Origin of the sequence: Lysobacter antibioticus HS124, from assembly GCF_000336385.2 — a bacterium.
In the GTDB taxonomy this organism is placed as follows: domain Bacteria; phylum Pseudomonadota; class Gammaproteobacteria; order Xanthomonadales; family Xanthomonadaceae; genus Lysobacter; species Lysobacter firmicutimachus.
This window is the reverse complement of record NZ_HG424484.1, coordinates 1-25,287: the sequence shown is the minus strand read 5'-3', so window position 1 is coordinate 25,287 and position 25,287 is coordinate 1. Positions and strand designations below refer to the sequence as shown.

General features: G+C 71.0%; 20 protein-coding genes. 4 read left to right on the top strand and 16 right to left on the bottom strand.

Annotated features, from left to right (window positions below):
- The 5 genes from TX83_RS09095 to pilG form a co-directional block, all read right to left on the bottom strand.
- Positions 1-3,438 (bottom strand): Hpt domain-containing protein (locus tag TX83_RS09095; protein ID WP_186442565.1); only part of this gene is annotated, 3,438 nt, incomplete at its 3' end.
- Between the two features lie 141 nt (positions 3,439-3,579).
- On the bottom strand, positions 3,580-5,598 hold the full coding sequence (locus TX83_RS09090; protein ID WP_064747631.1) for a methyl-accepting chemotaxis protein: 2,019 nt from the start codon (positions 5,596-5,598) through the stop codon (positions 3,580-3,582).
- A gap of 51 nt (positions 5,599-5,649) precedes the next feature.
- Positions 5,650-6,201: a chemotaxis protein CheW gene (locus tag TX83_RS09085; protein WP_064747630.1), complete on the bottom strand. Its 552-nt coding sequence runs from the start codon at positions 6,199-6,201 to the stop codon at positions 5,650-5,652.
- Positions 6,202-6,209: 8 nt separating this feature from the next.
- Positions 6,210-6,575 (bottom strand): response regulator transcription factor, encoded by a 366-nt coding sequence (locus tag TX83_RS09080; RefSeq protein ID WP_064747629.1) that lies wholly within the window; start codon positions 6,573-6,575, stop codon positions 6,210-6,212.
- 19 nt (positions 6,576-6,594) lie between these two features.
- Complete coding sequence (gene pilG / locus TX83_RS09075; RefSeq protein ID WP_031372856.1) at positions 6,595-6,993, bottom strand: twitching motility response regulator PilG; 399 nt, start codon at positions 6,991-6,993, stop codon at positions 6,595-6,597.
- 347 nt (positions 6,994-7,340) lie between these two features.
- Here pilG and gshB point away from each other — a divergent pair, with 347 nt between their 5' ends.
- A complete protein-coding gene (gene gshB / locus TX83_RS09070) occupies positions 7,341-8,303 on the top strand; it encodes a glutathione synthase (RefSeq protein ID WP_064747628.1) in 963 nt (320 codons plus the stop codon).
- Complete coding sequence (locus TX83_RS09065) at positions 8,300-9,181, top strand: energy transducer TonB (RefSeq protein ID WP_064747627.1); 882 nt, start codon at positions 8,300-8,302, stop codon at positions 9,179-9,181. Before gshB ends, TX83_RS09065 begins: the two co-directional genes overlap by 4 nt.
- Positions 9,182-9,203: 22 nt before the next feature.
- On the opposite strand, the gene TX83_RS09060 is transcribed toward TX83_RS09065, so the two are convergent.
- From TX83_RS09060 to TX83_RS09010, 11 genes are all read right to left on the bottom strand, one after another.
- Positions 9,204-9,836 (bottom strand): hypothetical protein, encoded by a 633-nt coding sequence (locus TX83_RS09060; RefSeq protein WP_141233437.1) that lies wholly within the window; start codon positions 9,834-9,836, stop codon positions 9,204-9,206.
- Positions 9,837-9,936: 100 nt separating this feature from the next.
- On the bottom strand, positions 9,937-11,079 hold the full coding sequence (locus TX83_RS09055) for a hypothetical protein (RefSeq protein ID WP_064747625.1): 1,143 nt from the start codon (positions 11,077-11,079) through the stop codon (positions 9,937-9,939).
- Between the two features lie 31 nt (positions 11,080-11,110).
- The gene (tsaB, locus tag TX83_RS09050) at positions 11,111-11,845 is read right to left on the bottom strand and encodes a tRNA (adenosine(37)-N6)-threonylcarbamoyltransferase complex dimerization subunit type 1 TsaB (protein WP_064747624.1); all 735 of its coding nucleotides are present in this window, start codon (positions 11,843-11,845) and stop codon (positions 11,111-11,113) included.
- 51 nt (positions 11,846-11,896) lie between these two features.
- On the bottom strand, positions 11,897-12,307 hold the full coding sequence (locus TX83_RS09045; RefSeq protein ID WP_064747623.1) for a VOC family protein: 411 nt from the start codon (positions 12,305-12,307) through the stop codon (positions 11,897-11,899).
- Positions 12,308-12,338: 31 nt separating this feature from the next.
- Positions 12,339-14,498 carry an ATP-dependent DNA helicase gene (locus TX83_RS09040; protein WP_064747622.1) on the bottom strand — a complete coding sequence of 720 codons (2,160 nt, stop codon included), beginning with the start codon at positions 14,496-14,498 and terminating at the stop codon, positions 12,339-12,341.
- Positions 14,499-14,508: 10 nt separating this feature from the next.
- Entirely contained in the window at positions 14,509-15,123 is a 615-nt protein-coding gene (locus TX83_RS09035; RefSeq protein ID WP_261370084.1) for a hypothetical protein, read from the bottom strand.
- 3 nt (positions 15,124-15,126) lie between these two features.
- Positions 15,127-17,529: a penicillin-binding protein 1B gene (mrcB, locus tag TX83_RS09030; protein WP_064747621.1), complete on the bottom strand. Its 2,403-nt coding sequence runs from the start codon at positions 17,527-17,529 to the stop codon at positions 15,127-15,129.
- Positions 17,530-17,907: 378 nt separating this feature from the next.
- Entirely contained in the window at positions 17,908-18,876 is a 969-nt protein-coding gene (locus tag TX83_RS09025) for a glycosyltransferase family 2 protein (protein WP_064747620.1), read from the bottom strand.
- The gene (locus tag TX83_RS09020) at positions 18,876-19,907 is read right to left on the bottom strand and encodes a glycosyltransferase family 2 protein (protein ID WP_075575080.1); all 1,032 of its coding nucleotides are present in this window, start codon (positions 19,905-19,907) and stop codon (positions 18,876-18,878) included. The genes TX83_RS09025 and TX83_RS09020 overlap by 1 nt, the downstream gene beginning before the upstream one ends.
- Before the next feature lie 161 nt (positions 19,908-20,068).
- On the bottom strand, positions 20,069-21,658 hold the full coding sequence (locus tag TX83_RS09015; RefSeq protein WP_141233436.1) for a hypothetical protein: 1,590 nt from the start codon (positions 21,656-21,658) through the stop codon (positions 20,069-20,071).
- Between the two features lie 138 nt (positions 21,659-21,796).
- Positions 21,797-23,986, bottom strand: coding sequence for a RelA/SpoT family protein (locus tag TX83_RS09010; protein ID WP_064747618.1), 2,190 nt, complete (start codon positions 23,984-23,986; stop codon positions 21,797-21,799).
- 77 nt (positions 23,987-24,063) lie between these two features.
- On the opposite strand from TX83_RS09010, the gene TX83_RS09005 reads away from it, so the two are divergent.
- Positions 24,064-24,585, top strand: a complete 522-nt coding sequence (locus TX83_RS09005) for a hypothetical protein (RefSeq protein WP_064747617.1) — start codon at positions 24,064-24,066, stop codon at positions 24,583-24,585.
- 67 nt (positions 24,586-24,652) lie between these two features.
- The gene (locus TX83_RS09000; protein ID WP_064747616.1) at positions 24,653-25,132 is read left to right on the top strand and encodes a hypothetical protein; all 480 of its coding nucleotides are present in this window, start codon (positions 24,653-24,655) and stop codon (positions 25,130-25,132) included.
- Positions 25,133-25,287: the final 155 nt, after the last annotated feature.

The following is a 25,287-nucleotide window of genomic DNA, read 5'->3' as shown; positions in this document are numbered from 1 at the left end:
CGCTTCCAGGCGCTCGGCTGCAAGGCGTTCCGCTTCCAGGCGCTCGGCTTCGGCACGCTCGGCTGCGAGACGTTCCGCTTCCAGGTGCTCGGCTTCGGCGCGCTCGGCTGCAAGACGTTCCGCTTCCACGCGCTCGGCTTCGGCGCGCTCGGCTGCGAGGCGTTCCGCTTCCAGACGCTCGGCCAACTGGCGCTCGGCTTCCGCGCGCTGCGCTTCGGCGGCGGCGATGGAACTACCGCCGACCAGGCCCAGGGCACGGGCGGTGATTGGATCGAACTCGCCCGGCAGACGGTCCAGACCGATTTCCAGCGCGGAGTCGTCCAGGTCCAGGTCGATGCCGGCGGCAGCGCCGGATTCGATGGATTCGTACGGCGCAGCCTCGGCCGGCAGCTCCGCCGGCGCATCCTCGCCGAAGGCGCTGAGGTCGTGCACCGAGGTCAATTCGCTCGGCGCAGCGGAGTCGGCCATGGTTTCGGCGGCGGCATCGGCTTCGTCGTCGACGACGATCAGCGCACGCGCATCTGGCAGGCTGTCGCGCAACGCTTCGATGCGCTCGGGCAGGCCGACGAACATCGGCACGTGCGGCGACGGCGACTTCAGCGCCTGCACGGTGATTCGGATCGCCTCGGCGACCGCGCCCAGCGCGGCCACGCCCTCGGCGCTGGCCGGCGCGCCGCTGGCGAGCAGGCGCTTGACGTAGGCTTCGGTCGGCCCGGTGACGTCGGTGATGACCGGCACTTCGGTCATCGCGAACGCGCCGTTCAAGGTGTGGATCGAGCGCTGCAGCGCATCGCTGGCGCGCTGCGGCTGCGCTTGCGAAGCATTGAGCCAGGCTTCGATGGTGACCAGGTGGCCGGCGACCTCGCCGTCGAGGATCTCCAGCAGCACCGGATCGACCGCGGCCGGCACGTAGGGACCGTCGACGATCGGTTTCGGCGTCGCGGCGGCTTCGACCGCCGGTTCCGGCTCGGCGGCCGCGACCGCGCTCGGCTGCGGCGGCTGATAGAACGCTTCCTCGCCGCTGGCGAGCAGGTCGGCATGCGCTTCCAGGCCGGCCACGTCGACGCTCAGCGGCGCCTCGTTGCGCAGCGCGGCGTAGAAGCCCGGCAGGGCGTTGCGTGCGTGCGTGACCAGATCGATGACTTCCGGACTGGACGCACGGCCGTGCTCGCGCACGCGATTGAGCAGGTTCTCGATCTTCCAGCTGAACTCGCCCAGGGTCTTGGCGCCGACCAGGCGGCCGCTGCCCTTGAGGGTATGGAACACGCGCCGCACCGGCTGCACGCGGGCCAGGTCTTCCGGCGCCTCGCGCCAGGCCGGCAACAGCTGGTCGAGGTTGCCGATCTCTTCTTCGAATTCTTCGAGGAAGATCTCGCGCACTTCGTCGTCGATGTCGTCGACCTGCTCGAACCCGCCGTAGACCGCGGTCGCGGCCGGGACCGGATCGGCGATGGAGTCGACCGTCCCGGCTTCGACCGGCGCCGGCGTTTCGGCGACCGCTTCGGCACCGGTTTCGGCAGCGGCTTCGACGCTTGCGGCCTGGGCCGCGACTTCGCCCTGCTGTTCGGCCGTATCGCCGGCGACGAACTCGACCGCATCGGCGGCCGACGCCGCCTCGGCGACGATGGATTCGGTGCGGACGTTGTCGTCCGTTGCGCCCACCTCGGGCGCCGCCTCGGCGACCGCGTCCTGCGCGGCCGCAGCCGGCGCGACGTCGGCCGGCGCGGGCTCGACCCGCACCACGTCCGGCAGCGGCCAGTAGCGCAGCGCCTCCAGGCTCTGGCGTGCGATGTCGAGGATGTCGTCGCGGTTCGGGCGCTGCTCGCGCAGCGCTTCGAGGTAGTACTCCAGGCTCGCCAGGGCATCGGCGAGCGTGTCGAGCTGCTGGCCGCTGGGCACGCGGCGGCGGCCGATCAGTTCGACTTCGGTGTAACGCTTGATGCCGGTCAGGTAATCGGCCGCCAACGGCAGCTCGATCATGCGCAGCGCGCCGGCGACTTCGTCCAGCACGCGCGGCACTTCGTTGAGTTCTTCGTGATCCCACTTGGTCTCGACGAAGGCGACGAAGGCCTGGCGGGCGTCGCCGAAGTTGGCGATGGCTTCGCGCGCGACCACGTCGAGCACCTTGCGCGCCTCGCCGGCGAGCAGGTCCTCGTCGCCGCGCTCTTCGGGCAGGCCCAGGCGGGTGACCTGGTCGTCCAGCGAAGCGTCGACGTACAGCAGGGCGCCCGCCACGTCGAGCAGGGTGCCCTCGTCGGCGGCGCGGCGGCCTTCGACGATTTCGTTCATCGCGTCGCGCTGCTGCAGCACGACGGTGCGGGCCATGCCCAGTCCCATCATGCCCAGGGTGTCGCTGACCCGGGCCAGCGCCTCGACCTGCGGCCGCAGTTCGGCCGGATCGGTTTGATGGGTGCGCAGGTGCAGGTCGAGCGCGTCCTTGACCCGCAGCAGGTCTTCCTTGATCGCCGCCGCGACGGTGTCGAGCAGGGCGCGGTTGCGGCCGCTGAGGCTGCCGCGCGCGTGTTCGAGCTCCGACTCGCTGGGCAGGTGCGCGGCGAGTTCGAAGGTCTGGCGCAGATCGTCCAGGGCCGGGTGGCGGCCGTCGCTGTGGGCGACGTGGTACAGCAGCTGCCGGGTCGGTTCGGCCGCGGGCTCGCCGCGCGGCGCGCTGAAGCCGTCGTCGGACAGCAGTTGGCGCGCTTCGCGTTCGACGCCGCCGAAGGCCTGGCGCAGTGCGCGGGTCGGTTCCAGCGCGCCGTCGCGCACCGCATGGGCCACCGACGAGGCGACCCAGAGCATGCGCCGCACCGGCTCCAGCACCACGTCGGCGAGCAGGCCGTCGATGGCCGAGGCCAGTTGGTTGGGGTTGCCGGGCGCGCCCTCTTCCGGCCACGCATTCAAGGCGTCGCGCAGCGCGGCCAGATGCGGCGCGCTGGCGTTGCGGCCGGCGGCCGCCGCGACCGGCAGCGGCGGCGGCAGGTGCGCCGGCAGCGGACGGTCCAGGTTGGGGGCGAACAGCACGCTCTCGTTGAGGCCGGACTCGCCGCGGGTCGCGCGCAGTTCGTTCAACAGCGGCAGCAGCACGATCGGAATGTCGCGATGGCCGCCCTGCAGGCGTTCCAGATAGTCGGGCAGCAGCACCACGCCGCGCATCAGCGCCGCGCAGGCCTCGTCGCGGTCGGCGACCTGGCCCTGCTGCAGGGCGATCGCCAGCCGCTCCATTTCCTCGGCGACCATCGCCGGGGCGTACAGCTCGACCATGCGCAGGGTGCCGTGCACCTGGTGCAGGTGGTTGGCGCACACGCGCATGCGCGAGGCGTCGCCGGGTTCTTCGGCGAACGCTTCGATTTCCTGGCGCGCCTGGCGCAAGGTCTCGTCCAGCTCGGGCTTGATCCAGCCCAGCGTGGTGGTGTCGATCGCTTCGCGCAACGCGGTCATGGCCAGACCCGCCCGTCAGCGGGGCCCTGCGGACCCGTTCCCTGGCTCGGCCAGCGATGTGTCGGAAGCTTCATCCTCGGTACAACCCTTCTTTTGATCCGTCTCGAACCGCCATGCCTGAGCCGCTGCGTCCGGCTCCGATCAGGCCGGCAGCTTGAAGTCGGCGACCGAACGGCGCAGGTCGGCCGCCAGCTGCGCCAGGTTTCCAATCGACGCGGCGGTCTGGTTGGCGCCCTGCGAGGTCTGCGAGGTGATCTGCTGAATCGTGTTCATCGTCTGGGTGATGTTCGAGGCCGCGCTGGACTGCTGCTGCGCGGCGCTGGAAATGCCCTGAATGAGGTTCGACAGGTCGGACGACACCTTTTCGATCTCGCCCAGCGCGGTGCCGGCGTCCTCGGCCAGTCGTGCGCCCGCGACCACTTCGGAGGTCGTCTGTTCCATCGAGCTCACAGCTTCGTTGGTGTCGGACTGAATTGTCTGGACCAGCGTCTCGATTCGCTTGGTTGCGTTGGACGCGCGTTCCGCGAGTCGCTGCACTTCGTCGGCCACGACCGCGAAGCCGCGGCCCGCTTCGCCCGCCGAGGCGGCCTGAATCGCCGCGTTGAGCGCCAGGATGTTGGTCTGTTCCGAGATGTCGTTGATCAGTTCGACGATCGAGCCGATTTCCTGCGAGCTCTCGCCCAGTCGCTTGATTCGCTTCGAGGTTTCCTGGATCTGGTCGCGGATCGAGTCCATGCCCTGAATCGTCTGCCGCACCACGCCCGCGCCCTTGGTCGCGATCTGCACCGAGCGCTGCGCCACGTCCGCCGATTCGGCCGAATTCTTCGACACCTGGTCGATCGAGGCCGCGATTTCGCTGATGCGGTCGGAGGCCGAGTTGATCTCCTGGGCCTGGTGTTCCGCCGCTTCGGCCAGATGCATCGCGGTGGCCTGGGTCTCCTGGGCGCTGGACGCGACCTGCACCGAGGTGTCGGTAATCGTCTGCACCAGGCTGCGCAGCTGTTCGACGGCGAAGTTGATCGAGTCGGCGATCGCGCCGGTCATGTCTTCGGTGACCGTCGCCTTCACCGTCAGGTCGCCTTCCGCGAGCGAACCCATTTCGTCCAGCAGGCGCATGATCGCCTCCTGGTTACGGTCGTTGAGTTCCTTGGTGGTCTGGTAGCGGCGCTGCTGGGCGTAGTTCAGCGAGAACAGCAAGCCGGCGATCGCGACCAGCGCGGCCAGACCGGAGATGATCGACAGCCAGATGTTGCCGAAGAAGCTCTTGTCGCGCAGCGAGCCGAAGGCGGTGAAGGCGCTGAACAGCGTTTCGCTTTCGCCGAGCAGCTTTTCCGAGCCGCCGGTGATCGATTCGGCCGCGGCCTGGGCCTGGAACAACTCCTTCGAGGAGGCCGAGATGGCGTCCAGGTCCTTCTTCATTTCCAGCCACAGCGCCTCGGCCTGGCCCAGCGCGGCGAGCGCGCCGCCGTTGGACAGCGCGGTCACGCCGAAGGAGGCGTCGCCCTTGCGCAGGCCGGTGAGGACGTTGCCGAACACGGTGGCGTCGCGGACCAGCGCTTCGCCGGCCATGCCGGCGCCGCTGCCGCCGGCGCGGATTTCGGTGATTCGGCGGGCCATGGTCGCCGACAGCACGACCTGGCGCAGGGCGATGTAGACCTGCGAGGACGGCGAGCCGGAAGCCGACATCGCGCGGACCAGTTCGTCCAGGCGCGCCTGCAGCTGCGGCACGCGGCCGGAGAAGCTGTCGGCGTTGCCGGCCAGGGCCAGCACCGCCTTCTCCGAAGCGATCACCTGATCGGCGCTCTTGCCCATCGGCTCCCAGCTCTTGGTCACCGTCTCGATCGGACCCGACACGCCGGCGGTGCTGCCGAAGTTGTCGTTGAGCTGATTGATGTCGCCGTCGATGGCCGACTTGGTCTTCTTGAACTCGGTGAAGGCGTCCTTGTTGCCGCCGACCGCCTCGCGCCCCTGCACCGCGAGCTTCTGCGAGTTGACCTGCAGGCTCGACGCGGCCGAGCTGGCGCCGCCCAGGCGCGCCGCTTTCCAGGTCGCATAGCCTGTGTTGAGGCCGAACACCAGCACCGATATGCCCAGCACGATCAGCCAGGTATTGGCGCCCAGAAGGCGGCTCTTGCCGGCGTTGTCCATCACTGTGCTCATGGTTCGCGAACCTCGGTGTACTGGCTAATTACGGGCTGATTGGAGAGCGGCTCAGGCCGCTGCTTGTCGGAATTCGGGCGTGCGGGCCAGCCGGTCGAGGCTGAAGATGCCCCACGGCTGATCGTCCAGGCGGTAGGCCCGGTCGATGAAATGGGCGTAGCGGCCGTCGGCGAGCCCCTGCTCGGCGACGTCCTCCACGGAAATTTGCTGCTGGTCGTGGAAGCTGCGCTGGCCGAACAGTTCGTCGATCAGCACGGCGACGTCGCCGCCGGGCTGGCGCACCAGCAGGATGCGCTGGCTTTCGTGCAGCACCGTGCGCTCGCCCTCGAGGAACTGCTTGAGGTCGACGATCGGCAGCAGGCTGCCGCGCACGTTGGCCAGGCCCAGCATCCACGGCTGCGAACCGGGCACGTGGGTGACCTGCGGCAACGACAGGATTTCGACCACCTCGGAGAAGGTGGACGCCAGCCGCCGCGTGCCGATGCGGTAACCGACGCCGCGCCACAGGCCGGGCGCGTCGAGCTGTTCGGGCAGGCCGGGCACGTGCGCCAGGCTGCGGCGCTCGTAATCGGTCAGCACATCGAACGGCGGCTTGAACGTCATCGTCTCTGTTACCCGGCAAGTAGTGCGTTGATGCGTGCGATCAGCTCGTCTTCGCGCGGCGGCTTGACGATGTAGTCGCGGGCGCCCTGGCGCATGCCCCAGGCGCGGTCGGTCTCCATGCCCTTGGTGCTGACGATCAGGACCGGGATCGCGCTGGTCTGCGCGTCGCGGCTGAGCGCGCGCGTAGCCTGGAACCCGTTCATGCCCGGCAGCACCACGTCCATCATCACCAGGTCCGGCAGCTCGCGCTTGCACGCCTCGATGCCGTCCTCTGCGCTTCCTGCGGTAGAAACCTCATGCCCGTTGCGCTTGAGCAACTGGGTCAGGACCGCCGTATCCGTCGGCGAATCCTCGATAAGCAGGATGCGTGCCATGCTGTGCCTTACCCCCCGGTCAGGCGTGTACGTGCTTGCGGATCGCGTCGAGGAGCTCCTCGCGCGTGAAAGGCTTGGTCAGGTATTGCTCGGAACCGACGATGCGGCCCCGGGCCTTGTCGAACAGGCCGTCTTTGGACGACAGCATGATGACCGGCGTGCCCTTGAACAGTTGATTGTTCTTGATGAGCGCGCACGTCTGATAACCGTCCAGACGCGGCATCATGATATCCACGAAAATGATTTGCGGCTGCTGATCGGCGATCTTGGCCAACGCTTCGAATCCGTCGATGGCCGTGACCACCTCGCATCCTTCGCGTTTCAACAGCGTCTCGGCGGTTCGACGGATGGTCTTGGAATCGTCGATCACCATGACCCTGAGACCGTCGAGGCTGCCGCTACGAACCTCGTCGAGCATTCTTTGTATCCCCCATTGCGAACGCCTTGTTTTCCCCAGGCGCCGCGAAGCCGTCTTTATTCCAAGCCGCACGCAGGCTGTCAAGCGCGCATTCCGTGCCTGGAAAGCTGAATACGCAGCGCTTTCGTGACCGGTCAAGGTCGGGACCGGAGTCCCCCCGTGCGCCGCCCGCTGCCGAACCGGCCGCTTCCGTCGGCCGGCGCATCGTCGTCGGGTCGCATGGCGCGAAGGCCTGATCGCCGCGTGTCGAAAATGGACGCAGCGCGACCGTTTCCGACCCCATCATCATGACAGATACCGGCGACCTCCCTGCTACCATCGCCGTCAATTTTTCGGGATTTGCTTCCATGCCCCTGGACATCGTCGTCGTGATGGACCCCATCGGGTCGATCAAGATCGCCAAGGACTCGACATTCGCAATGCTACTGGAAGCGCAGCGCCGCGGACATCGTCTGTGGTATGTGCAGCCGGGCGGTTTGAGCCTGCACGGCGGCCATGCGATGGCGAATGTGGCCGAGCTGCAGGTGCGCGACGATGCGAGCGGCTGGTACAAACTGGGATCTTGGTCACATATCGAGCTCGATGGCCGCCACGTCGTGCTGATGCGCAAGGATCCGCCGGTCGACGCCGAGTACCTGCACGACACCCAGATCCTCAGCATCGCCCAGCGCGCCGGCGCCTTCGTGGTCAACGATCCGCAGGGCCTGCGCGACTACAACGAGAAGCTGGCGGCATTGCTGTTTCCGCAGTGCTGCGCGGCCACCCTGGTGACCCGCAGCCCGGCCGAGCTCAAGGAGTTCCTGGCCTTCCACCGGCAGGCGGTGCTCAAGCCGCTGGACGGGATGGGCGGGCGCTCGATCTTCCGGCTCAGCGCCGGCGAACCCAACGTCAACGTGATCCTGGAGACCCTGACCGAGGGCGGCCGCCACCTGACCATGGCGCAGAAGTACCTGCCGGAGATCAGCGACGGCGACAAACGCATCCTGCTGGTCGACGGCGTGCCGGTCGACTACGCCCTGGCGCGGATTCCGCAGGGCGACGAGTTCCGCGGCAACCTCGCCGCCGGCGGCCGCGGCGAAGGCCGGCCGCTGAGCGAGCGCGACCGCTGGATCGCGGCCCAGGTCGGCCCGGAAATGCGCCGCCGCGGCATGCTGTTCGTCGGCCTGGACGTGATCGGCGACTTCATGACCGAACTCAACGTCACCTCGCCGACCTGCATCCGCGAGCTCGACGCGCAGTTCGGCCTCAATATCGCCGGCCTGTTGTTCGACGCGATCGAATCGCGCGTGGCCGCCGCCCGCGCCGCATGAGCGCCGCCGCCCCGTCCCTGCCCGGCACCGGCCTGGGCGAGCCGCAACGCTTCGGCGCGACCATGGTCCTGTCGGTGCTGGTCCACGGCATCCTCCTGCTCGGCGTCGGCTACACCCTGGAGCGCGCCGCGCCGGTGGTGCCCACCCTGGACGTGATCCTGACCCAGACCCAGACCGCGCTGACGCCCAAGCAGGCCGATTTCCTGGCCCAGGCCAACAACCAGGGCGGCGGCGAGCACGACAAGAGCACCCGCCCGCGCGACAACCAGTCCGGCCCGGCGCCGCAGGCCGAGGCCGGGGTGGCGCAGATGGCGCTGCGCGCGCAGTCGCCGAGCGCGCAGCCGCAGCCGGTGGCGCGGGTGGTCAGCAGCACCCGCGGCGAGACCGTGACCGCGCGCGACCGCAACACCCCGACGCCGGCCGAGCGGCCGCTGCCGCCGGGCGATCGCAAGATCGAGCACGACATCGAAATGGCGCGCCTGGCGGCCGAGATCCACATGCGCTCGGAACGTTACGCCAAGCGGCCGACGCGCAAGTTCGTCTCCGCCAGCACCACCGAGTACGCCTGGGCCGGCTACCTGCGCGAATGGGTCGACCGGGTCGAACGGGTCGGCAACCTCAACTACCCGGACGAAGCGCGCCGTCGCCGCCTCGCCGGCCAGGTGGTGATCAGCGTCGCGGTGCGCCGCAACGGCAGCGTCGAGCGCGCCGACATCATCCGCAGCAGCGGCATCGCCCTGCTCGACGCTTCGGCCCTGCGCATCGCCCGCCTGGCCGAGCCCTACCCGCCGCTGCCCAAGACCGAGGAAGACCCGGACATCCTGCACGTGACCCGGACCTGGAACTTCCTGCCGGCGGGGGCGCTGGTCGACGAATGAACGCGTTGCGGCCGCGCTGCGCTTACGGCCGCCGCACCCGAATCTCGAACCACACGGTCTCGGCCAAACCCGCGTCCGCCTCGGCGGCGACTCGCGCCCACGGCTGGCCGAACACCTCGCGCCGATACACCACCGGATCGGTCGCGACCGCCGGATCGGCGCAGCGCCAGCCGTAGCGCTGCGCCACGGCGCAGCTCCGCCGGACCTGAGCGGTTTCGGCCAAGGCCGCCGACACCGCGCGATCGACCGCGCCGCGCGCGCCGACCGCACCGGTTTGCCGCGCCGCCGCGCGCTTGACCGCCGCGACCCAATCCGCGCGCGTCTCGCGCACCAGCAAGGCATCGACCTGGATCGCCTCCACCGTGCCGCCGCTGTCGGCGACGGCACGCAGGCCCGCGTCGAGCGCTTCGGCGAACGCGTCCGCGCCGACCGGCGCGTCGACCGGCCGGCCGTCGATGCGCAAACCCTGCTCGCGTTTAAACCTCAGCACCCAGCGCCCTCCCAGCCGCTGGCGCTCGTGAACCAGACCGCTCCAGCTCGCGCCGGACGCGGTCTCGACGGCCATGACCCGGGCGGGCGGCGCCTCAGCCTGCGCCGCGACCGCCGATTGCGCCGCAACCGTCGCCGCCAACAGCCTCCACTGCATGGCCCGCATGTTTCGCTCCCGTCTGTGCGGCGTTTTCTTGCCCCTCGCCGCACCGCCGCAGGCGACGCGCCGAACCGCGCCGTCCGTCGACGGCGGGGTTGCGGAAGGCTTACTTCGCCTTCAACGCCGCGCCCGGATGGCGCTCGACCAGCTTCCAGGGAATCACCGACCACTCCGGGTACTCGCAGGCGCGCGCGACCCGGGCGAAATACGGGCCGACGTACAGCCCGCCCGGCTGCAGATGCCAGATCGGCAGGTTCCAGACCTGTGGGTCGCTGTAGTCGCAGCCCTCGTCCGGTTTCGCCGGCGCCGCCATGTCCTGCGGCCGCAGCTTGCGCAGGGTGCCCACGATCCACGGCGCCAGGGTGTCGTCGCGGTAATCGCGCAGACGCCGATACTCGGGATCGTCGTAATCGCGGCGCTCGGCATCGGCGGCCGGCGGTCGCCCCTGGCCCAGCCACAGCACGTCCTGCAGATCCAGTTCGCGCCCGCTGCGCACGTCCAGGTTCAGGGGCGAGTCGCTGAAGTCCGGATGCGCGCCGCCGCAGTAATAGCTGCTCATCAGGCTGACGCTGAGGAAGCGGCGGTCGAGCAGTCGCGGGGTCACGTTTTGTTCGAACTCGCTGTTCTCGGCCGAGCGGCATTGCAACGCGTCTAGCGCCGAGCGCCACAGGCGTTGTTCGAGGATGCGGTTCAGGCGCGAGCGGGTGGCCTGGTCGTAGCCGGATTCGACCGTGAACAGGTGCATGCCGCTGCGCGGCTCGCTCCACCACTGCAGGCGGTGGCCCTGGAACTCTGCGCTGCGCCCCCGCTGCAGGCTCAGTTCGCTCAGGCGCAGCGCATCGTAGGCGCCGACCTCGCCGCCGCCGCGCCGATAGCGCTCGCCGTCTTTGCCGGCGCGCAGCGCCTCCAGGTCGACCCGCTGCAAGCGCACCGGCAGCTTGCGCTTGCCGGCCTGCCACTGGCCTTCCAGCGCGCCGCCGCGCTCGCGCAGTTCCCAGCGTTCGGTGATGCGGTCGTCGCGATCGCGTACCTGCAGGTGCACGCCGCTGCCGTCGCGCACGCCCTGCAGCTCCAGATCGCGCAAATGCTTGCGATAGAAGTATTGGCCGTTGAGCGAGCCCTCGCCGCTCAACTCGACCACCACCGGCAGTTTGCCGATCTCGCCTTGCCAGACGTCGGCCCGGGTTTCGGCCCAGGCCGGTGCGGCGCAGGCGATCAGCGCCATCGTCCATACGGTGCTGCGGGACATGTCCGTTCTCCTTCGCCGAACGCAGTGCGGATCAGCCGCCGCGATTGCGCAACGCCGCCTGCTCGGCGATGGTCAGGGCGACGTTGTCGCGCAGATAGGCCGGCTCGACCAGCTCCGGCGCGATCGCCTCGCCGCGCGCGTAGGCGGCAGCGGCGAGCCGGGCCAGGTCGGCGGCATGCGGCAGGGCCTGCGCGTCGATCGCGGCGAAGCGCGGCGCCAGGCGTTGCGCCAGCGCGCCCTCGGCGGCGCCGAAACCGGTGCCGACGCCGAGCCAGCCGCCGTTCTCGCCCGGCACGACCGCCTCGGCCGGCGCGCACACGCGTTCGGCGTCCAGCGCGAACGCTTCGCCGTCGCGCAGCTCGAAGGCGCCGGTATAGACCTCGCCCATGCGCGCGTCGATCGATGCGTAGACGCGATGCGGCGCGGCCTCGCCCGCCGGGGCCTCACCCGCCGGGACCGAAGCGCGCAGGGCCAGGATCGCCAGGGTCGACACCGGCAGCAGCGGCCGGTCCAGCGCCAGGGCGATCCCCTGGGCCACGGCGATCGCCAGGCGCACGCCGGTGAAGGCGCCGGGGCCGCGGCCGAGCGCGACCGCATCGAGCTGCGAGCGCCCGATCCCGGCCTCGGCCAGCAAAGCCTCGGCCCAGGGCAGGGACAGTTCGGCATGCCGGCGCGGCGCGAGTTCGAAGCGTTCGCGCACCTCGCCGTCCAGCCACAGGGCGACGGAGCAGGCTTCGGTGGAGGTTTCGAAGGCCAGGAGTTTCATCGCCGGATTATCGCCCAAGCGCTGCGGCGGGGCATGGCCGCGGCGGGCGCCTCAGTAGCCCGGCGCCGGCTGCCACAGCTCCAGCAGCCCGCCTTCCGGGTCGAGCGCATAGCCGAACTTGCCCTGCTCGGACTCCTCATGGCGGTCCAGCACGGTGCAGCCTTCCTCGCGCAGCGCCTGCAGGGTGCCCGCCAGATCGTCGACCCGCAGATTGAGCATGTAGGGCTTGTCGCTGGGCTGGAAGTAGGTGCTCTCCTCGCCGAACGGCGCCCACACCGTGCAGGCGTCCTGGCCGCTGCCGGCGCGCTGCCAGCGGAACAGCGCCCCGCCCCAGGGCTGCACGTCCAGGTCCAGGTGGCGCCGGTACCAGTCCGCCAGCGCGGCCGGATCGCGCGCCTTGAAGAACACTCCGCCCAAGCCGTGCACGCGCGGCTTGCGCGCCGCCGGTTCCTGTTCGCTCATGGCCCGTCTCCTGGTTCGGCGTCGACCGCATTCAGCGGTAGTAATAGTCCTCGCCGTCCGGCGCGGACGAATCCGATTCTAGGGCCAGCGGGCGGCCGGCGAAGAAATCGGCCACGTCCTCGATCCGGCGGCTGCGCGGCAACGGCGGCAGCGAGTCCAGGAAGGTTTTGCCGTAGGTCTTGGTGGTCAGGCGCGGGTCGCACAGCACCAGCACGCCGCGATCGCTCTCGCTGCGGATCAGGCGGCCGGCGCCCTGCTTGAGCGCGATCACCGCCTGCGGCAGCTGTTCGTCGCGGAACGGGTTGCCGCCGCTGCGGCGGATCGCCTCCAGCCGCGCCTCGAACACCGGGTCGTCGGGCGCGGCGAACGGCAGCTTGTCGATCACCACCACGCTCAGCGCCTCGCCGGCGACATCGACGCCTTCGCGGAAGCTGGCGGCGCCGAGCAGCACGCCGTTGCCGGAGGCGCGGAACCGTTCCAGCAGCACGTGCCGCGGCGCCTCGCCCTGCACGAACAGCGGCCAGGGGCCGTCGCGCAGCAATTCGGCGGTTTCGCGCAGGGCGCGGTGCGAGGCGAACAGGACGAAGGCGCGGCCGCCGGAGGCCTCCAGCACCGGCCGGATGCGGTCGACCATGCTGTCGTTGTAATGCCGCACCATCGGGTCGGGCAGGCCCGGCGGCAGATACAGCAGGGCCTGGGTTTGCCAGTCGAACGGACTCGGGGCCAACAAGGTACGCGGCTCGACCAGGCCGAGCTTGCGTGCGTAATGCTGGAACTGGCCGCCGACCGCGAGCGTGGCCGAGGTGAACACCCAGGCCGCGCGCGAGCGTTCGCGATGCTCGGCCAGCGGCCCGGACACGTCCAGCGGCGTGCGGCTGAGGCGGAAGCCGCGCGCGGTCAGTTCGTACCAGCGCACGCTGCCGCCACCGCGGCGGGCGTCGCGCTTGGGGTCCCCGGCTTCGCCGACGTCCTCGCCCTCGCCCGCCCCTTCCGCGGCGACGGTCGGCGCCGCGGCGCGCAGGGCGGACGCGGCAGCCGCACCGCTGTCCCCTGTCGCGGCCTCCTCGCTCTCGTCCTCGACCGGCGCCGGCAGCGAAACCGCCGGCGGAAACCCGCGCCAGCGCCGCAAGCGCGCGGAAAACTCCCTGGCGCGGGCGTGGCAGCTTTCGAACCCCGGCGCCGAGGCGCGCAACGGCTCCAACGCCTCTTCCAACGTCAGCAGCGCCGCCTGCAGCGCGTCGAAGGCCTCTTCCACCGCCGGCACTTCGGCGGCGCGGCGGCGGGTCGCGCGCACCGGCAGTTCGTCCATCGCCGCGCGCAACGCGCGCACGGCCTGCTCCAACTCGCGCGCCGGCGCCTGCATCGCCGCCAGCGAACCGGGCACCTGCTTGCACTCGGCCAGGGCGTCGCGCGCCAGTTCGACCAGCGGCCGGGCGCTGATCGCCTCGCCGAAGAACTGTCCGGCCAGTTCCGGCAATTGGTGCGCTTCGTCGACCACGAAGGCCTGCGCGCCGGGCAGGATTTCGCCGAAGCCTTCCTGCTTCAGGGCCAGATCGGCGAGCAGCAGATGGTGATTGACCACCACCAGGTCGGCGGCCTGGGCGCGCTGGCGCGCCTGCACCACGAAGCAGTCGGCGTACATCGGGCAGTCGCTGCCCAGGCAGTTTTCGGCGGTCGAGGTGACCATCGGCAGCAGCGGCGAATCCTCGGCCAGCGCCTCCAGTTCGGCCAGGTCGCCGGAACGGGTGCGCCCGGACCAGGCCACGATGCGCTGGAATTGCGCCGCGTATTCGCGGCTGGAGAAGCGCGGCTCGCCCTTGGCCTGCTCGGTGCGGTAGCGGCACAGGTAATTGGCCCGGCCCTTGAGCAGCGCGGTCTTGAGCCCGGTGCCGAGCGCGTCGCGCACCCGCGGCAGGTCGCGATGATAGAGCTGGTCCTGCAGCGCGCGGGTGCCGGTGGAGACGATGGTCTTGAGCCCGGACAGCAGCGCCGGGACCAGGTAGGCGAAGGTCTTGCCGGTGCCGGTGCCGGCCTCGGCGAGCAGGGTCGAGCGCGCCTCGAAGGCGTCGGCGATCGCGCCCGAGAGGTCTTGCTGTGCCGGGCGCGGGGCGAAGGCGGCGATGTTGCGCGCCAGGTCGCCGCCTTCGCTCAGCGCGGCACGACTGGCGACGCCAAGGCGGCTGGGTTCCATAGACGAAAGATCAGTAGCGTGGCGGTGCGGCGACCGTGCAGGTGTCGATGCGGGCCTGGGCCTGCTTGCGCGCTTCGGTCAATTGGCTGCGTTGCGGCAACAACGCATCGTAATGCTCTTGGCGCTGGGCCAGCTTCATCGCCGCGTTGACGCCGTCGAGCTTGCCCTGGCGGGCCTGGGCGATCGTCGCCCAATGACGCCGGCACAGCGGGCCGACCTGCGAACCGCCGTCGAAGGCCTGCTGGGCGTAGCGCTCGGCGTCGTCGAGCCGGTGCAGCAGCAAGGCGGTCTCGGCGCGTTCCTGCAGCAGCGCGGGGTCGCTGGGGTTGAGCTGCAGCGCCTGGTCGAGCGCGGCTGCGGCCTCGGGGTACTTGCGCGTGCGTTCCAGTTGCGCCGCCTGCTGGCGCAGATCCTCGACCTGCGGGTCGCGGATCGGCTGTACGTCGAGCTCGCGCGCGGCGGCGCCGCCGGCCGAACGCACCGCGGCGATCGCCGCTTCGCCGTTGAAATTGGCTTCGGCCAGGGCGCTGGGCTGCGGCGGTGCGACCGAACAGGCCGCGGCCAGGACGCTCAGTGCGAGCAACGCGGCGCCGCGGGGGACAGCGCCGGAAAAACTACGACTCATGACTCATTGCTCCGGGGGCGGGGGATCCGACGGCGCCGGCGGCGCGGGTTCGTCCTTGTCCCGGCCGAGGCCGAACCATTCGCGCCAGCCGCCGCCGGATTCTTCGCCGCCTTCCGGCTGCGGCGCCGGGCACGGCGCGTATTCCGGAGCGAAGCCGGCCACGAACGGGAAGCGGCGCGCGCCGGCGCAGCTGGCGTCGGTGACGTGGGTGCCGATCACCGACTGCCAGTCCAAGCCCTTGTCGGTGACCTTCAGCGGTGCGCTGGGCAAGCGGGTGAAGATCGACGACCACACCCGCATCGCGCCGGTGGCGCCGTACAAGCCGGTGGTCTGGTTCTGGTCGTTGCCGACCCAGATCACCGCCAGGTGATCGCCGGTCCAACCGGCGAACCAGCTGTCGCGGCCATCGTTGCTGGTGCCGGTCTTGCCGGCCGGCGCCAGGCGGCCGAGGCCGTCGCCGATCAGCTGGCGGCCGGTGCCGTTGCTGACCGCCTGCTGCAGGGCGATGGTGATCAGGCGCGCGGCGATCGCGTCGCCTTCCTGCGCCGGCGCCGGTTCCTTGTCGTAGCGCTTGACCGCCTTGCCGTTGGCGTCGAGCACGCCGCGCACCGCGTGCAGCGGCTGGATCTCGCCGCCGGACGCGAGGAACTGGTACAGCTGCGCCATCGCGTACGGGCTCTGGTCGACCGCGCCGAGGATCAGCGAGGGGTTGTTCGTCGCCTCGATGCCGGCCAGGGTCTTGATCAGGTCGGCGATGCGCTCCGGCGCGACCTTCATGCCGATCCGCACCGTGGCCTGGTTGTAGGACATGGCCAGCGCGTCGACCATGCGCACCATGCCGTGGCTGCGGCCGTCGGAGTTGCCCGGGTTCCAGTTGCGGCCGCGTCCGAGCTTGACCGTCACCGGCGAGTCGTCGATCCACGACGCCAGGTTGAACTCGCCCGGCTGCGCCAGCGCCAACAGGTACACGAAGGGCTTGAGCAACGAGCCGACGGGACGCTGCGCCTCGACCGCGCGGTTGAAGCCGTGTTGGGTGAATTCGCGGCTGCCGACCACCGCCACCACTTCGCCGTTGTGCACGTCGGTGACCACCAGGCCGGCCTGCAGCGGCGGGCGGCGCTTGCTGTCCAGGCTCTTGAGCGTGCGCGCGACCGCGCCTTCGGCCTGGGCCTGGGCCGAAGGCGCCATGCCGCTCATGACGCTGAGGCCGGCGCCGGCCAGCGCATCGGCCGGATAGTCGCGGGCCAACTGGCGGCGGACCAAGTCGACGTAGGCCGGGAAGCGGTTGGCGGCGATGTTGCCCGGGTTCTGGGTGATGCCGAGCGGAGTCTTGAGCGCGCGCTGGAACTCCTTGTCGTCGATCAGTCCGGTCTCGTGCATTTCGCCGAGGACGAAATTGCGCCGCTCCAGCGCGCGCTCGGGATTGCGCCGCGGGTCGTAGTAGGACGGGCCGCGGACGATGCCGATCAACAGCGCGATCTGTTCGGTGTTGAGATCGCGCAGGTCGCGGCCGAACCAGAACTCGGAGGCCGCGGCGACGCCGTGGATCGCCTGCGAGCCGCGCTGGCCGAGGTAGACCTGGTTGAAATAGGCCTCAAGGATGGTGCGCTTGTCGTAGCGCGCCTCGATCAACAAGGCATAGATGATTTCCTTGCCCTTGCGGGTCAGGGTCTGCTCCTGGCCGATGCCGAGCAGGCCGCTGCGCGCCAGCTGTTGGGTCAGGGTGCTGGCGCCCTGCTTGGCGCGGCCGGCGGCGACGTTCTTGAACGCCGCGCGCGCCATGCCGCTGAGGTCGATGCCGAAGTGGTGGTTGAAGTCGCGGTCTTCCACCGCCTGCAGGCCGGTGACCAACAGCTCGGGCACTTCCTCGATCCGCACCAGCCGGCGCTCTTCCTGCTTCTGTCCGTACAGGGTCGCGATCCGCGCCGGGTCCAGGCGCGCCACGCGCAGGGACTTGCGCGTGGTCAGGTCGCGCAACGCGGCGACGCGGCCGCCGGACACGGTGACTTCGATCCGGCGCGGCGCGACCTTGCCGTCGACGTCGTTGAAGCCGCGGCTGGCGATGGTGAAGCGGCCGCCGTCGCGGGCGTAGGTGCCCGGGCGGGCGCCGCCGTCCTCGCGGTAGGAGGCGGCATCGAGCTCGGTCTTCAACGTGGCGGCGTCCAGCGCCAAGCCCGGCGCCAGTTCCAGCGGGCGCGCATACACCCGGGTCGGGATCTGCCAACGCAGCTGGCCGAAGCGTTGCCCGACTTCGTGGTTGAGATAAAGCGTGTACGGAATCAGGAACCCCAGCCCCAGGCCGGCGACGGCCAGGCCCCAGGTCACCAGGCGGCGGCGCCAGGTCGGCGCGCGGCCGTCGTCGCTGTCGTCGTCGTGCTGGTCTTCGTCGTAATCGATGCGGGCCACGGGCTTACCGTACGGGGAGTCGCGGCAAGTCTAGCGCAGGCGTCCGCAGGCCGGGCCGGGGCCTGCGGCATGGTGCGCGGGCGTTCAGAAGGGGGGACGCGCGACGGGGATGGACGGGCGCTCGGCGGGGCTGTCGCCAGGATGGGCAAAGCGGCGAACGACCGGGTCCGGCGTGCGTGCGTCCGTTCGACCGGGTTCCCGGCAACGAGTGCCGGCATGGGGCCCCTCGCTTCGGAGCGCGGCTTCGGAGTGGGGTGACGGATCGGGGCGGCGATCCCGGCGATCGGCCCGTCGGCATAGCGCGATTCGAGCCGAGCCCCCGCTCAGTGGCACGCGCCTGCGCGCCCCGGTTTTCGGCAGGAAGGCCCGGGCGCAGCTCTATCGCTTCGGATCGGAACCTCGGCCGTGGGCGTCGCCCGTCCGGCTCGGCATCGGCCCGTCGCGCCCGCACAGACCGTCGCGCAAGCCGCGCAGCATCGCCCGCACATAGCCCAGGCGCGGACGCAGGAACACTGCGGTGCCGGCGAACTTGAGCAGCAACCGCGGCAGATCTTGCGCCGCCCAGCGCAACGGCACTTCGGCGCGGCGGTACAGCAGAACGCGGTTGCGCATCATGTAGTACAGCCGGGTCGGGCTGTGCACCACGGTGCGCAGCGGCAACCACGACGCCAGCGGCACCAGGTCGCCGATGCGGTGCTGCATGCCGGCGTCGCAGACCCCGTACAGGCGGTAGCCGCGGTGGCGCGCGCGCGAACTCCATTCGATGTCGACGTTGTCGATGAACAGTCCTTCGTCCATGCCGCCGACCGCGTCGAGCGCGTCCAAGGGCAGCAGGCTGCCGGAGGTGATCAGGAAATCGCAGTCCACCGTCTGTCCGGGCCCGCCGTAGAGCTTGCGGTTGAGCGGGAAGCCGATGCGCACGAACGGCGCGACCGCGCCGGTGCGGGCGTCGCGGAACTGCGGCCCGACCGCGGCCACCGGCCCTTGCGCGCGCAGCCGGTCCAGCGCCGCGCGCAGCTGCGCGACCATGTCCGGATCGACCGTGCTGTCCTGGTCCATCAACAGCACGTGCGCGAAGCCGGCGGCGCGCGCGGCGCGCGCGGCGTGGTTGATCGCGCTGCCCAGGCCGACGTTGCGCGGCGAGCGGAACACCTCGACGCCGCGTGCGCGCAGACCGTCGAAATAACCGTCCAGCGCCGGGTCGGGGCTGGCGTTGTCGAATATCCGCAATTGCCCGACCTGGCCCTGCACCGCGGCGACCACGCCGTCGAGCAGGTCGGTCTGTGGGTGATAGGTGACGATGACGGCGCAAACGTCGGCGCCGGGATTCGCGGCCGCGGCGCTCATCAACGCAACCCCAGCAGATCGCAGACCAGCGAACGCAGGCCGGCCGAATAGCGCCGGTAGCGACCGTGGCGCCACTCCTGGCGGATCAACGGCCACCGCTGCAGAAAGCGCGGCGACAAACCCAGCCGCAGTTGCAGGTGGTTCAAGCGCTCATCCAGCATGGCGCGCTTGCCGGCGTCGACCGCCAGGCCGGCGCGGTCGATGTGGGCGCGCAGCGATTCCAGCTTGGCCACCATCGCCTGCATGTGCTCTCGGCGCTGCTTGCCGCCGCCCAGGCGCTCGGCCAGGCTGCGCCGGCGCGCACCGATCTGGTTGCCGCCGTGCTGGCGGTAATCGATCGTCGCCGCCTCGATGCAGTCGATGCGGCCGGTCGCGGCGGCGATCAACGCCAACCATTCGTCGTGGACCCAGCCCAAGCGGCCGATGTCCAACGCCGGCAGGTTCGGAATCGGCAGCGCGCGATCGATCAGCTCGCGCCGCATCGCCAGGGTCGCGCCGGTGACGATGTTGCGCCGGACCAGCACCTCGAAACCGCGCCCCTCGTGCAAGGCCTGCAGTTCGGCCTCGGCGACTTCCAGGGTCTGGAACATGCGCCCGCCGAGGTCGCGGCCCTCGCCGTCGACCAGGCGCGAATCGCTGTGCAAGGCGATCAGGCCCGGGTCGGCGCGGAAACGCTCGACGAAATCGCCGATCTTGTTCGGATGCCAGACGTCGTCCTGGTCGCACAGGAACACCAGCCCGGCGCCGGCGCGGGCCAGCGCGGCCTCGAAGTTGCGCAGGTAGCCCAGGTTGCGTGGATTGCGCTGCAGATCGACCTCGATGCCGCGGGCGCGGGCGCGGGCGGCGAAGGCTTCGAGCAGGGTCCAGGTGGCGTCGCTGGAGGCGTCGTCGGCGATCGCGATCCGGTCCGGGCTGCGCTCCTGCGCCAACAGGCTGTCGAGCTGGGCGCTGAGATAGCGCGCGCCGTTGTACGTGCACAGCACCACGGTGACGCGCAGCGCCGGGTCGGCGTGGGTGTCGAAGCGGTTCATCGCCCGGCTCCGCACTCCGCCCGCGCGCGCAACGGCGACGGCGGGGACGGGATCGGGAAACAGGAGGCGGCAGGCACGGCGGGCGAGGCTCGCGACGGATCGGGGGCCGGCATTATCGCTCAGCCCGCCGGCAGCGCGCGTTCAGCCGCGGTCCAGCCGTCTCAGTTCGACGCCGCCTCGGCGCTGCGCACCCGCGCCGCCAGTTCCGCCAAGCCCGGTGCGGCGGCGTCGAGCGCATGCGCGGCGTCGACCGCGGCGCGCGCCGCGCGCAGTTCGCCGGCGCCCAGGCGCTCGTCGCCGACCGCGACCCAACGCTGGGCCAGGCGCACGGCCGCTTCGCGCACCGCCGTGCCGCCGCCTTCCAGCGTGCGGCGCGCGGCCAGGCACTCGCCGGCGCGCGACAAGCGGTTGCCGCTGAGTTCGCGCTCGAAGCAACGCCGCGCCGCCGGCAGCAGACGCGCCGCGGCGGCGCGCACCGCCGGGTCCTGCGGCGCGATCGCTTGCGCCGCGCGCAGCTTGTCGTAGGCACTGTCGCCCGGCGGCGTCAGCAGATCGCCGCGCTGCTCGGCCGCGGCGGCTTCGGCCAGCAGGCGATGCAGGGATTGCCGGCGCACGGCGGGCGGCTCCTGGTGCAGGCGCTTGCGCGATTCGCGCGCGCGCTCCAGGTGCTGGCGCGCGCTCGCCACCGCGGGCGCGTCGACCGCCAACGCGCGCGCGCGCGCCCACTCGGCCTCGGCCTGCGCGAGCCGGAAATCGGCGGCATAGCGCTCGCTGCGCGCGGCGTGCGCCTCGGCCACCGCGATCAAGCCGCGCCGTGCCGCTTCGTCTTCGGGATGCACCGCGAGCAGGTCCTGAAAACCGGCCGCGGCCTGCTCCAGACGGCCGCGCTGCAAGGCGCGCTCGCTGTCGCGACGGCGACGCTCGACTAGGGTCTCCAACTGCGTCAACGCGTCCGGCAAATCGGCATGGCCCGCATCGGCGGCCTGCACCCGCTGCACGCCCTGCGCGCCGCGCGCCAGTTCGCCGCGCTGCAGCGCGGCGCGCGCCTGTTGCAGCAGGTCGGCCAGGGTGTCGTCGCGCCCCTCCAGGGCGGCGTTGTGCTGCGGCTGCAGCTCCAGCACGCGCTGGTACAGCGGCAGCGCGGCGTCGGGCCCGCCATCGAGCCGGCCCTGCGCGCGTGCCGCGGCGGCGGCGGCGATCACCCCGTCCAGGCCGGCGTGCGCGGCTTCGCGCTCGCGCAACTTGCGCGCCAGCGGTTCGACCCGGTCGCGCGGGGTAGCCAGCTCGCGCGCTAGGGTCAGGCATTCGCGGGCCTGATCGAATCGGCCACCGGCGATCGCCGCCTCGGCCTGGTCCAGCGCGGCCAAGCCGACCCGCGCCAGGCCGGCGCGGGCATCGTTGCGGTCCGGGTCCAGCGCCAGCGCAGCCTCGTAGAGTTCGCGCGCGCCGCGGCCGTCGGCGGCGCTGAGCCGCCCTTGCGCCAGCGCCTGCGCAGCCTGTTCGCGCAGCACCTGGGCGCGGGTGTCCGGCCACAGCCATTCCGACAGCGCCTGCCGTTCCAGAATCATCGTCAGCACGATCACCGCCGCCAGCGCGATGGCGGCGCGCAGGCCCCATTGCTGCAGGCGCGGCGGCGTCTCGCGCAGCGGCGCCGGGTCGTCGAAGCGCAACCGGCTCCAATCGCCCGATGCCGGCTCGATGCGCGTGCGGGAAACGGGGGACGGCGACGGCGGATCCGGATTCACCGTCACAGGATAGCGCCGACGCATGACTGTCGCGTCGCGACCGCGACGCCGCCGCGGCACAGCGCATCGCCGGCACGGCCGCGGCCGACGCGGATCACACTGCCGGCCCGTGCCGGCGATCGTTCCGATTCCGTGCCGCCCGGCTCAATGCCGCTGTGCGTACTCCACGCCCGGCAGCGAGGACAGCTTGCCGAGCAGGGTCGACAACTGGCCGTAATCGGCCACGCGCAGACGCAGGCGCAGTCGCACCTGAGCGCCGTTGCGCTCGACGTCGCTGCGGATGCTGACCACGTGGGCATTGCCCTGGGCGATCACGTTGGTGACCTCCTTGAGCAGCCACTTGCGGTCCAGCGCCAGCACTTCGACGTCGATCTCGTAGCCGCTGCCCTTGCGCCCCCACTCCACCGGCAGCACGCGCTGCGGCTGGGCCGCGGCCAGACGCTCGAACGCGCCGCAGCCGGGACGGTGCACGCTGACGCCGCGACCGCGGGTCAGGTAACCGACGATCGGCTCGCCCGGCAGCGGCTGGCAGCAACGCGCCAGCTGCACCAGCAGGTTGCCGACGCCTTCGACGGTGAAGTCGGTGCTCTTGCCCACCGACTTGCGCGGCGCCGGCGGGGTCAGCACGGTCGTGGTGCCGGCGCCGGTGCCCGGCGCGGGCGCCGGCGGCGGTGCGGCCAGGGCGCGTTCGTGCTCGAGCAGGGCGCGGCCGATCTGGTGCGGACCCAGGTCGCCGAGTGCGACCTGCACGTACAGGTCGCCGTCGTTGGCCAGGTTGAAGCGCTCGCGCGCCGGCGCCAGATCGGCGCCGAGCAGGCCCAGCCGGCGCAGCTCCTTGTCCAGCAGCTCGCGCCCGGCGCTCTCGTTGCGCGAGCGGTCGAGCTTGTGGAACCAAGTCCGCACCTTTTCGCGCGAGCGGTTGCTGGCCAGGAAGCCGTTCGCCGCGACCAGCCAGTCGCGGCGCGGTTCGCCGGTCTTGGCGGTGAGGATCTCGACCCGGTCGCCGCTGCGCAGCTTGTGGTCCAGCGGCACGATCCGGCCGTCGACCTTGGCGCCGCGGCAGCGATGGCCGACCTCGGTGTGCACGTGATAGGCGAAGTCCAGCGGCGTGGCGCCGGCCGGCAGGTCGATCACCTCGCCCTTGGGCGTGAGCACGTAGACCCGGTCCTCGACCAGTTCGGTGTCCAGCTCGCTGGCCAGCGCGGCCTCGTCGCCGCCCTTGGCGTCGAGCAGGCGCCGCATCCAGGCGATCTTGCGGTCGAACGCGGCGTCGGCGCTGTGGCTGCCGACTTCCTTGTACTTCCAGTGCGCGGCCACGCCGAGCTCGGCCTGGCGGTGCATCTCGTGGGTGCGGATCTGCACTTCCAGGGTCTTGCCTTCCGGCCCGACCACGGCGGTGTGCAGCGAGCGGTAATCGTTGCGCTTGGGCCGGGCGATGTAGTCGTCGAACTCGCTCGGAATCGGCGTCCACTGGGCGTGGACCACGCCGAGCGCGGCGTAGCACGAGGCCAGGTCGTCGACCAGCACCCGCACCGCGCGCAGGTCGTAGAGCTCGCCGATCGGCACGTCCTTGCGCTGCATCTTCTTCCAGATGCTGTAGATGTGCTTGGGCCGGCCGGCGACATCGGCCTGCAGGCCCTGCGCCGCCATGGCCTCGCGCAGGGTGCGCTTGACCTGTTCGATGTAGCGCTCGCGGTCGCCGCGCTTCTCGTCGAGCAGGCGGGCGATCTTCTGGTAGGTCTGCGGCTCCAGGTAGCGGAACGCCAGGTCTTCCAGCTCCCACTTGAGCTGCCAGATGCCCAGCCGGTTGGCCAGCGGGGCGTGGATGTCGCGGGTCAGCGCGGCCAGCTCGCGGCGGGTGTCCGGCGCCAGCCGCTCGGCGTGGCGCATGCGCGCGAGCTGGCGCGCGAGCAGGATCGGCACCACCCGCAGGTCGCGCACGATCGCCAGCAGCAGGCGGCGCAGGCCCTCGGTGCCGGAACGCCGGCCCTGTTCGGCATGCAGCGCCCAGACCTGACCGGCGGCGCGCTGGCCGTCGAGCAAGGCCGCGACCACCGGGAAATCGCGCTCCAGCCCCGGGCCCAAGGCCGCCGCCCACCCCGGGTAAGCGTGCAGGATCGCGGCCGCGACGGTATCGCTGTCGGCATCGAGCAAGGCCAGTGCGTCGAGCGTCGCGGCGACCACCTCCGGCGCGTCCAGCGCGCCCTCGCCCGCCTGCGCCTGCGCCGCCGCAGCGGTCAGCGCCTTGCGCAGGGGCGCGGCCAGGCTGCGCGCGGCAGGCAGGGCCAGGACATCGGCGAGGGCGGGACGGGGTTCGGCGGCGGACGCGTTCACAACGGGGGCGGCGCAGGTGCGAAGCAAGGGGGACCAGCGACTACACTAGCGAGCATCCGTCCTGAGGAACAGCACAGATGTCCGCGATTCACTCCGTCCTGACGCGCCCGCTGCTCGCCGCCTGCATCGCCGCGGCCCTGGCGCTGGCCGCGCCGGCTGCGCTCGCGCAGGCCAAGATCGAGCAGCAGATGAGCGCCGAGCAGTTCAAGGCCGCCGGCCTGGACCAGCTCAGCCCGGAACAGCTCGCCAACCTGAACGCCTGGCTCAACCGCACTCTCGACAGCGAGACCAGCAAGGCCGTGGTCAAGGCCAAGGAAGAGACCCGCGAACAGGTCAAGCACGAAAACCGCGGCTTCCTCGGTTCGGGCTCGAAGGAGCCGGTCGAAGCGCGCATGACCGGCCCCTTCACCGGCTTCGGCCGCGGCCAGACCTATGTGCTCGACAACGGCCAGGAATGGCGCCAGGACGACAACGCCAACCTGCCCGGCGTGAAGCTGGATTCGCCGCAGGTGCGGATCACCCCGAGCCTGATCGGCAACGCCTGGTACATGGCGGTGCAGGGCTACAACACCCGCGCCAAGGTCACCCGCACCAAGTAAGCCGGACGAGCCGGCGCCGGCCGGCTTCGCCGTTTCTTCCTTATCGTCCCGTCTTCCGGAGTCCACCATGCGTGCGCTGTCTTCGTTGAGCCTCGCCGTCCTGCTCGCCGTTTCCGCCGCCGCGGCCGGCGCCGAACGCCAATACGTCCCGGTCGAACAGCGCTTCAGCGCCGAACAGATGAAGGCCACCGGCCTGGACACGCTGTCGCCGGAGCAGTTGGCCCTGCTCAACCAACTGTTGAGCCAGGAGCGCACCGCGACCGTGGCCGAGGCCAAGCGCGAAGTGCTGGCCGAACGCAACGACCCGTTCTCCAAGGTCAAGGCCGACCCGGTCAGCTCGACCGTCAAGGGCGATTTCCGCGGCTTCGCCAACGGCGACGTGATCCAGCTCGAGAACGGCCAGCGCTGGCGCGTGATCGAAGGTTCGCTGTTCATCGGCAAGCCGGTCAGCGCGCCCAAGGTCACCATCCGCCCCGGCATGATGGGCGCCTGGTACCTGGAGGTCGAAGGCCAGATCCCGAAGGCCAAGGTCAAGCGGCTGGATTGAGCTGGGATTCGGGATTGGGGATTCGGGATTGGCAACGGCGGTCCGACGTCGTCTGCCGGCATCGCCAGTTGCCGTTGCCGTTGCCGTAAAGAGCTTGGCGCCGCATCGAACTTGCGAGAACGCCCTGACGCCCCGGAGGGCGGCCCGCAGGGAGG

Excerpts from the sequence above, each read along its gene's own strand:
- TX83_RS09090 (WP_064747631.1), bottom strand. The coding sequence starts at position 5,598 with ATGAGCACAGTGATGGACAACGCCGGCAAGAGCCGCCTTCTGGGCGCC.
- TX83_RS09085 (WP_064747630.1), bottom strand. The coding sequence starts at position 6,201 with ATGACGTTCAAGCCGCCGTTCGATGTGCTGACCGATTACGAGCGCCGC.
- TX83_RS09080 (WP_064747629.1), bottom strand. The coding sequence starts at position 6,575 with ATGGCACGCATCCTGCTTATCGAGGATTCGCCGACGGATACGGCGGTC.
- pilG (WP_031372856.1), bottom strand. The coding sequence starts at position 6,993 with ATGCTCGACGAGGTTCGTAGCGGCAGCCTCGACGGTCTCAGGGTCATG.
- gshB (WP_064747628.1), top strand. The coding sequence starts at position 7,341 with ATGCCCCTGGACATCGTCGTCGTGATGGACCCCATCGGGTCGATCAAG.
- TX83_RS09065 (WP_064747627.1), top strand. The coding sequence starts at position 8,300 with ATGAGCGCCGCCGCCCCGTCCCTGCCCGGCACCGGCCTGGGCGAGCCG.
- TX83_RS09060 (WP_141233437.1), bottom strand. The coding sequence starts at position 9,836 with ATGCGGGCCATGCAGTGGAGGCTGTTGGCGGCGACGGTTGCGGCGCAA.
- TX83_RS09055 (WP_064747625.1), bottom strand. The coding sequence starts at position 11,079 with ATGTCCCGCAGCACCGTATGGACGATGGCGCTGATCGCCTGCGCCGCA.
- tsaB (WP_064747624.1), bottom strand. The coding sequence starts at position 11,845 with ATGAAACTCCTGGCCTTCGAAACCTCCACCGAAGCCTGCTCCGTCGCC.
- TX83_RS09045 (WP_064747623.1), bottom strand. The coding sequence starts at position 12,307 with ATGAGCGAACAGGAACCGGCGGCGCGCAAGCCGCGCGTGCACGGCTTG.
- TX83_RS09040 (WP_064747622.1), bottom strand. The coding sequence starts at position 14,498 with ATGGAACCCAGCCGCCTTGGCGTCGCCAGTCGTGCCGCGCTGAGCGAA.
- TX83_RS09035 (WP_261370084.1), bottom strand. The coding sequence starts at position 15,123 with ATGAGTCGTAGTTTTTCCGGCGCTGTCCCCCGCGGCGCCGCGTTGCTC.
- TX83_RS09025 (WP_064747620.1), bottom strand. The coding sequence starts at position 18,876 with ATGAGCGCCGCGGCCGCGAATCCCGGCGCCGACGTTTGCGCCGTCATC.
- TX83_RS09020 (WP_075575080.1), bottom strand. The coding sequence starts at position 19,907 with ATGAACCGCTTCGACACCCACGCCGACCCGGCGCTGCGCGTCACCGTG.
- TX83_RS09005 (WP_064747617.1), top strand. The coding sequence starts at position 24,064 with ATGTCCGCGATTCACTCCGTCCTGACGCGCCCGCTGCTCGCCGCCTGC.
- TX83_RS09000 (WP_064747616.1), top strand. The coding sequence starts at position 24,653 with ATGCGTGCGCTGTCTTCGTTGAGCCTCGCCGTCCTGCTCGCCGTTTCC.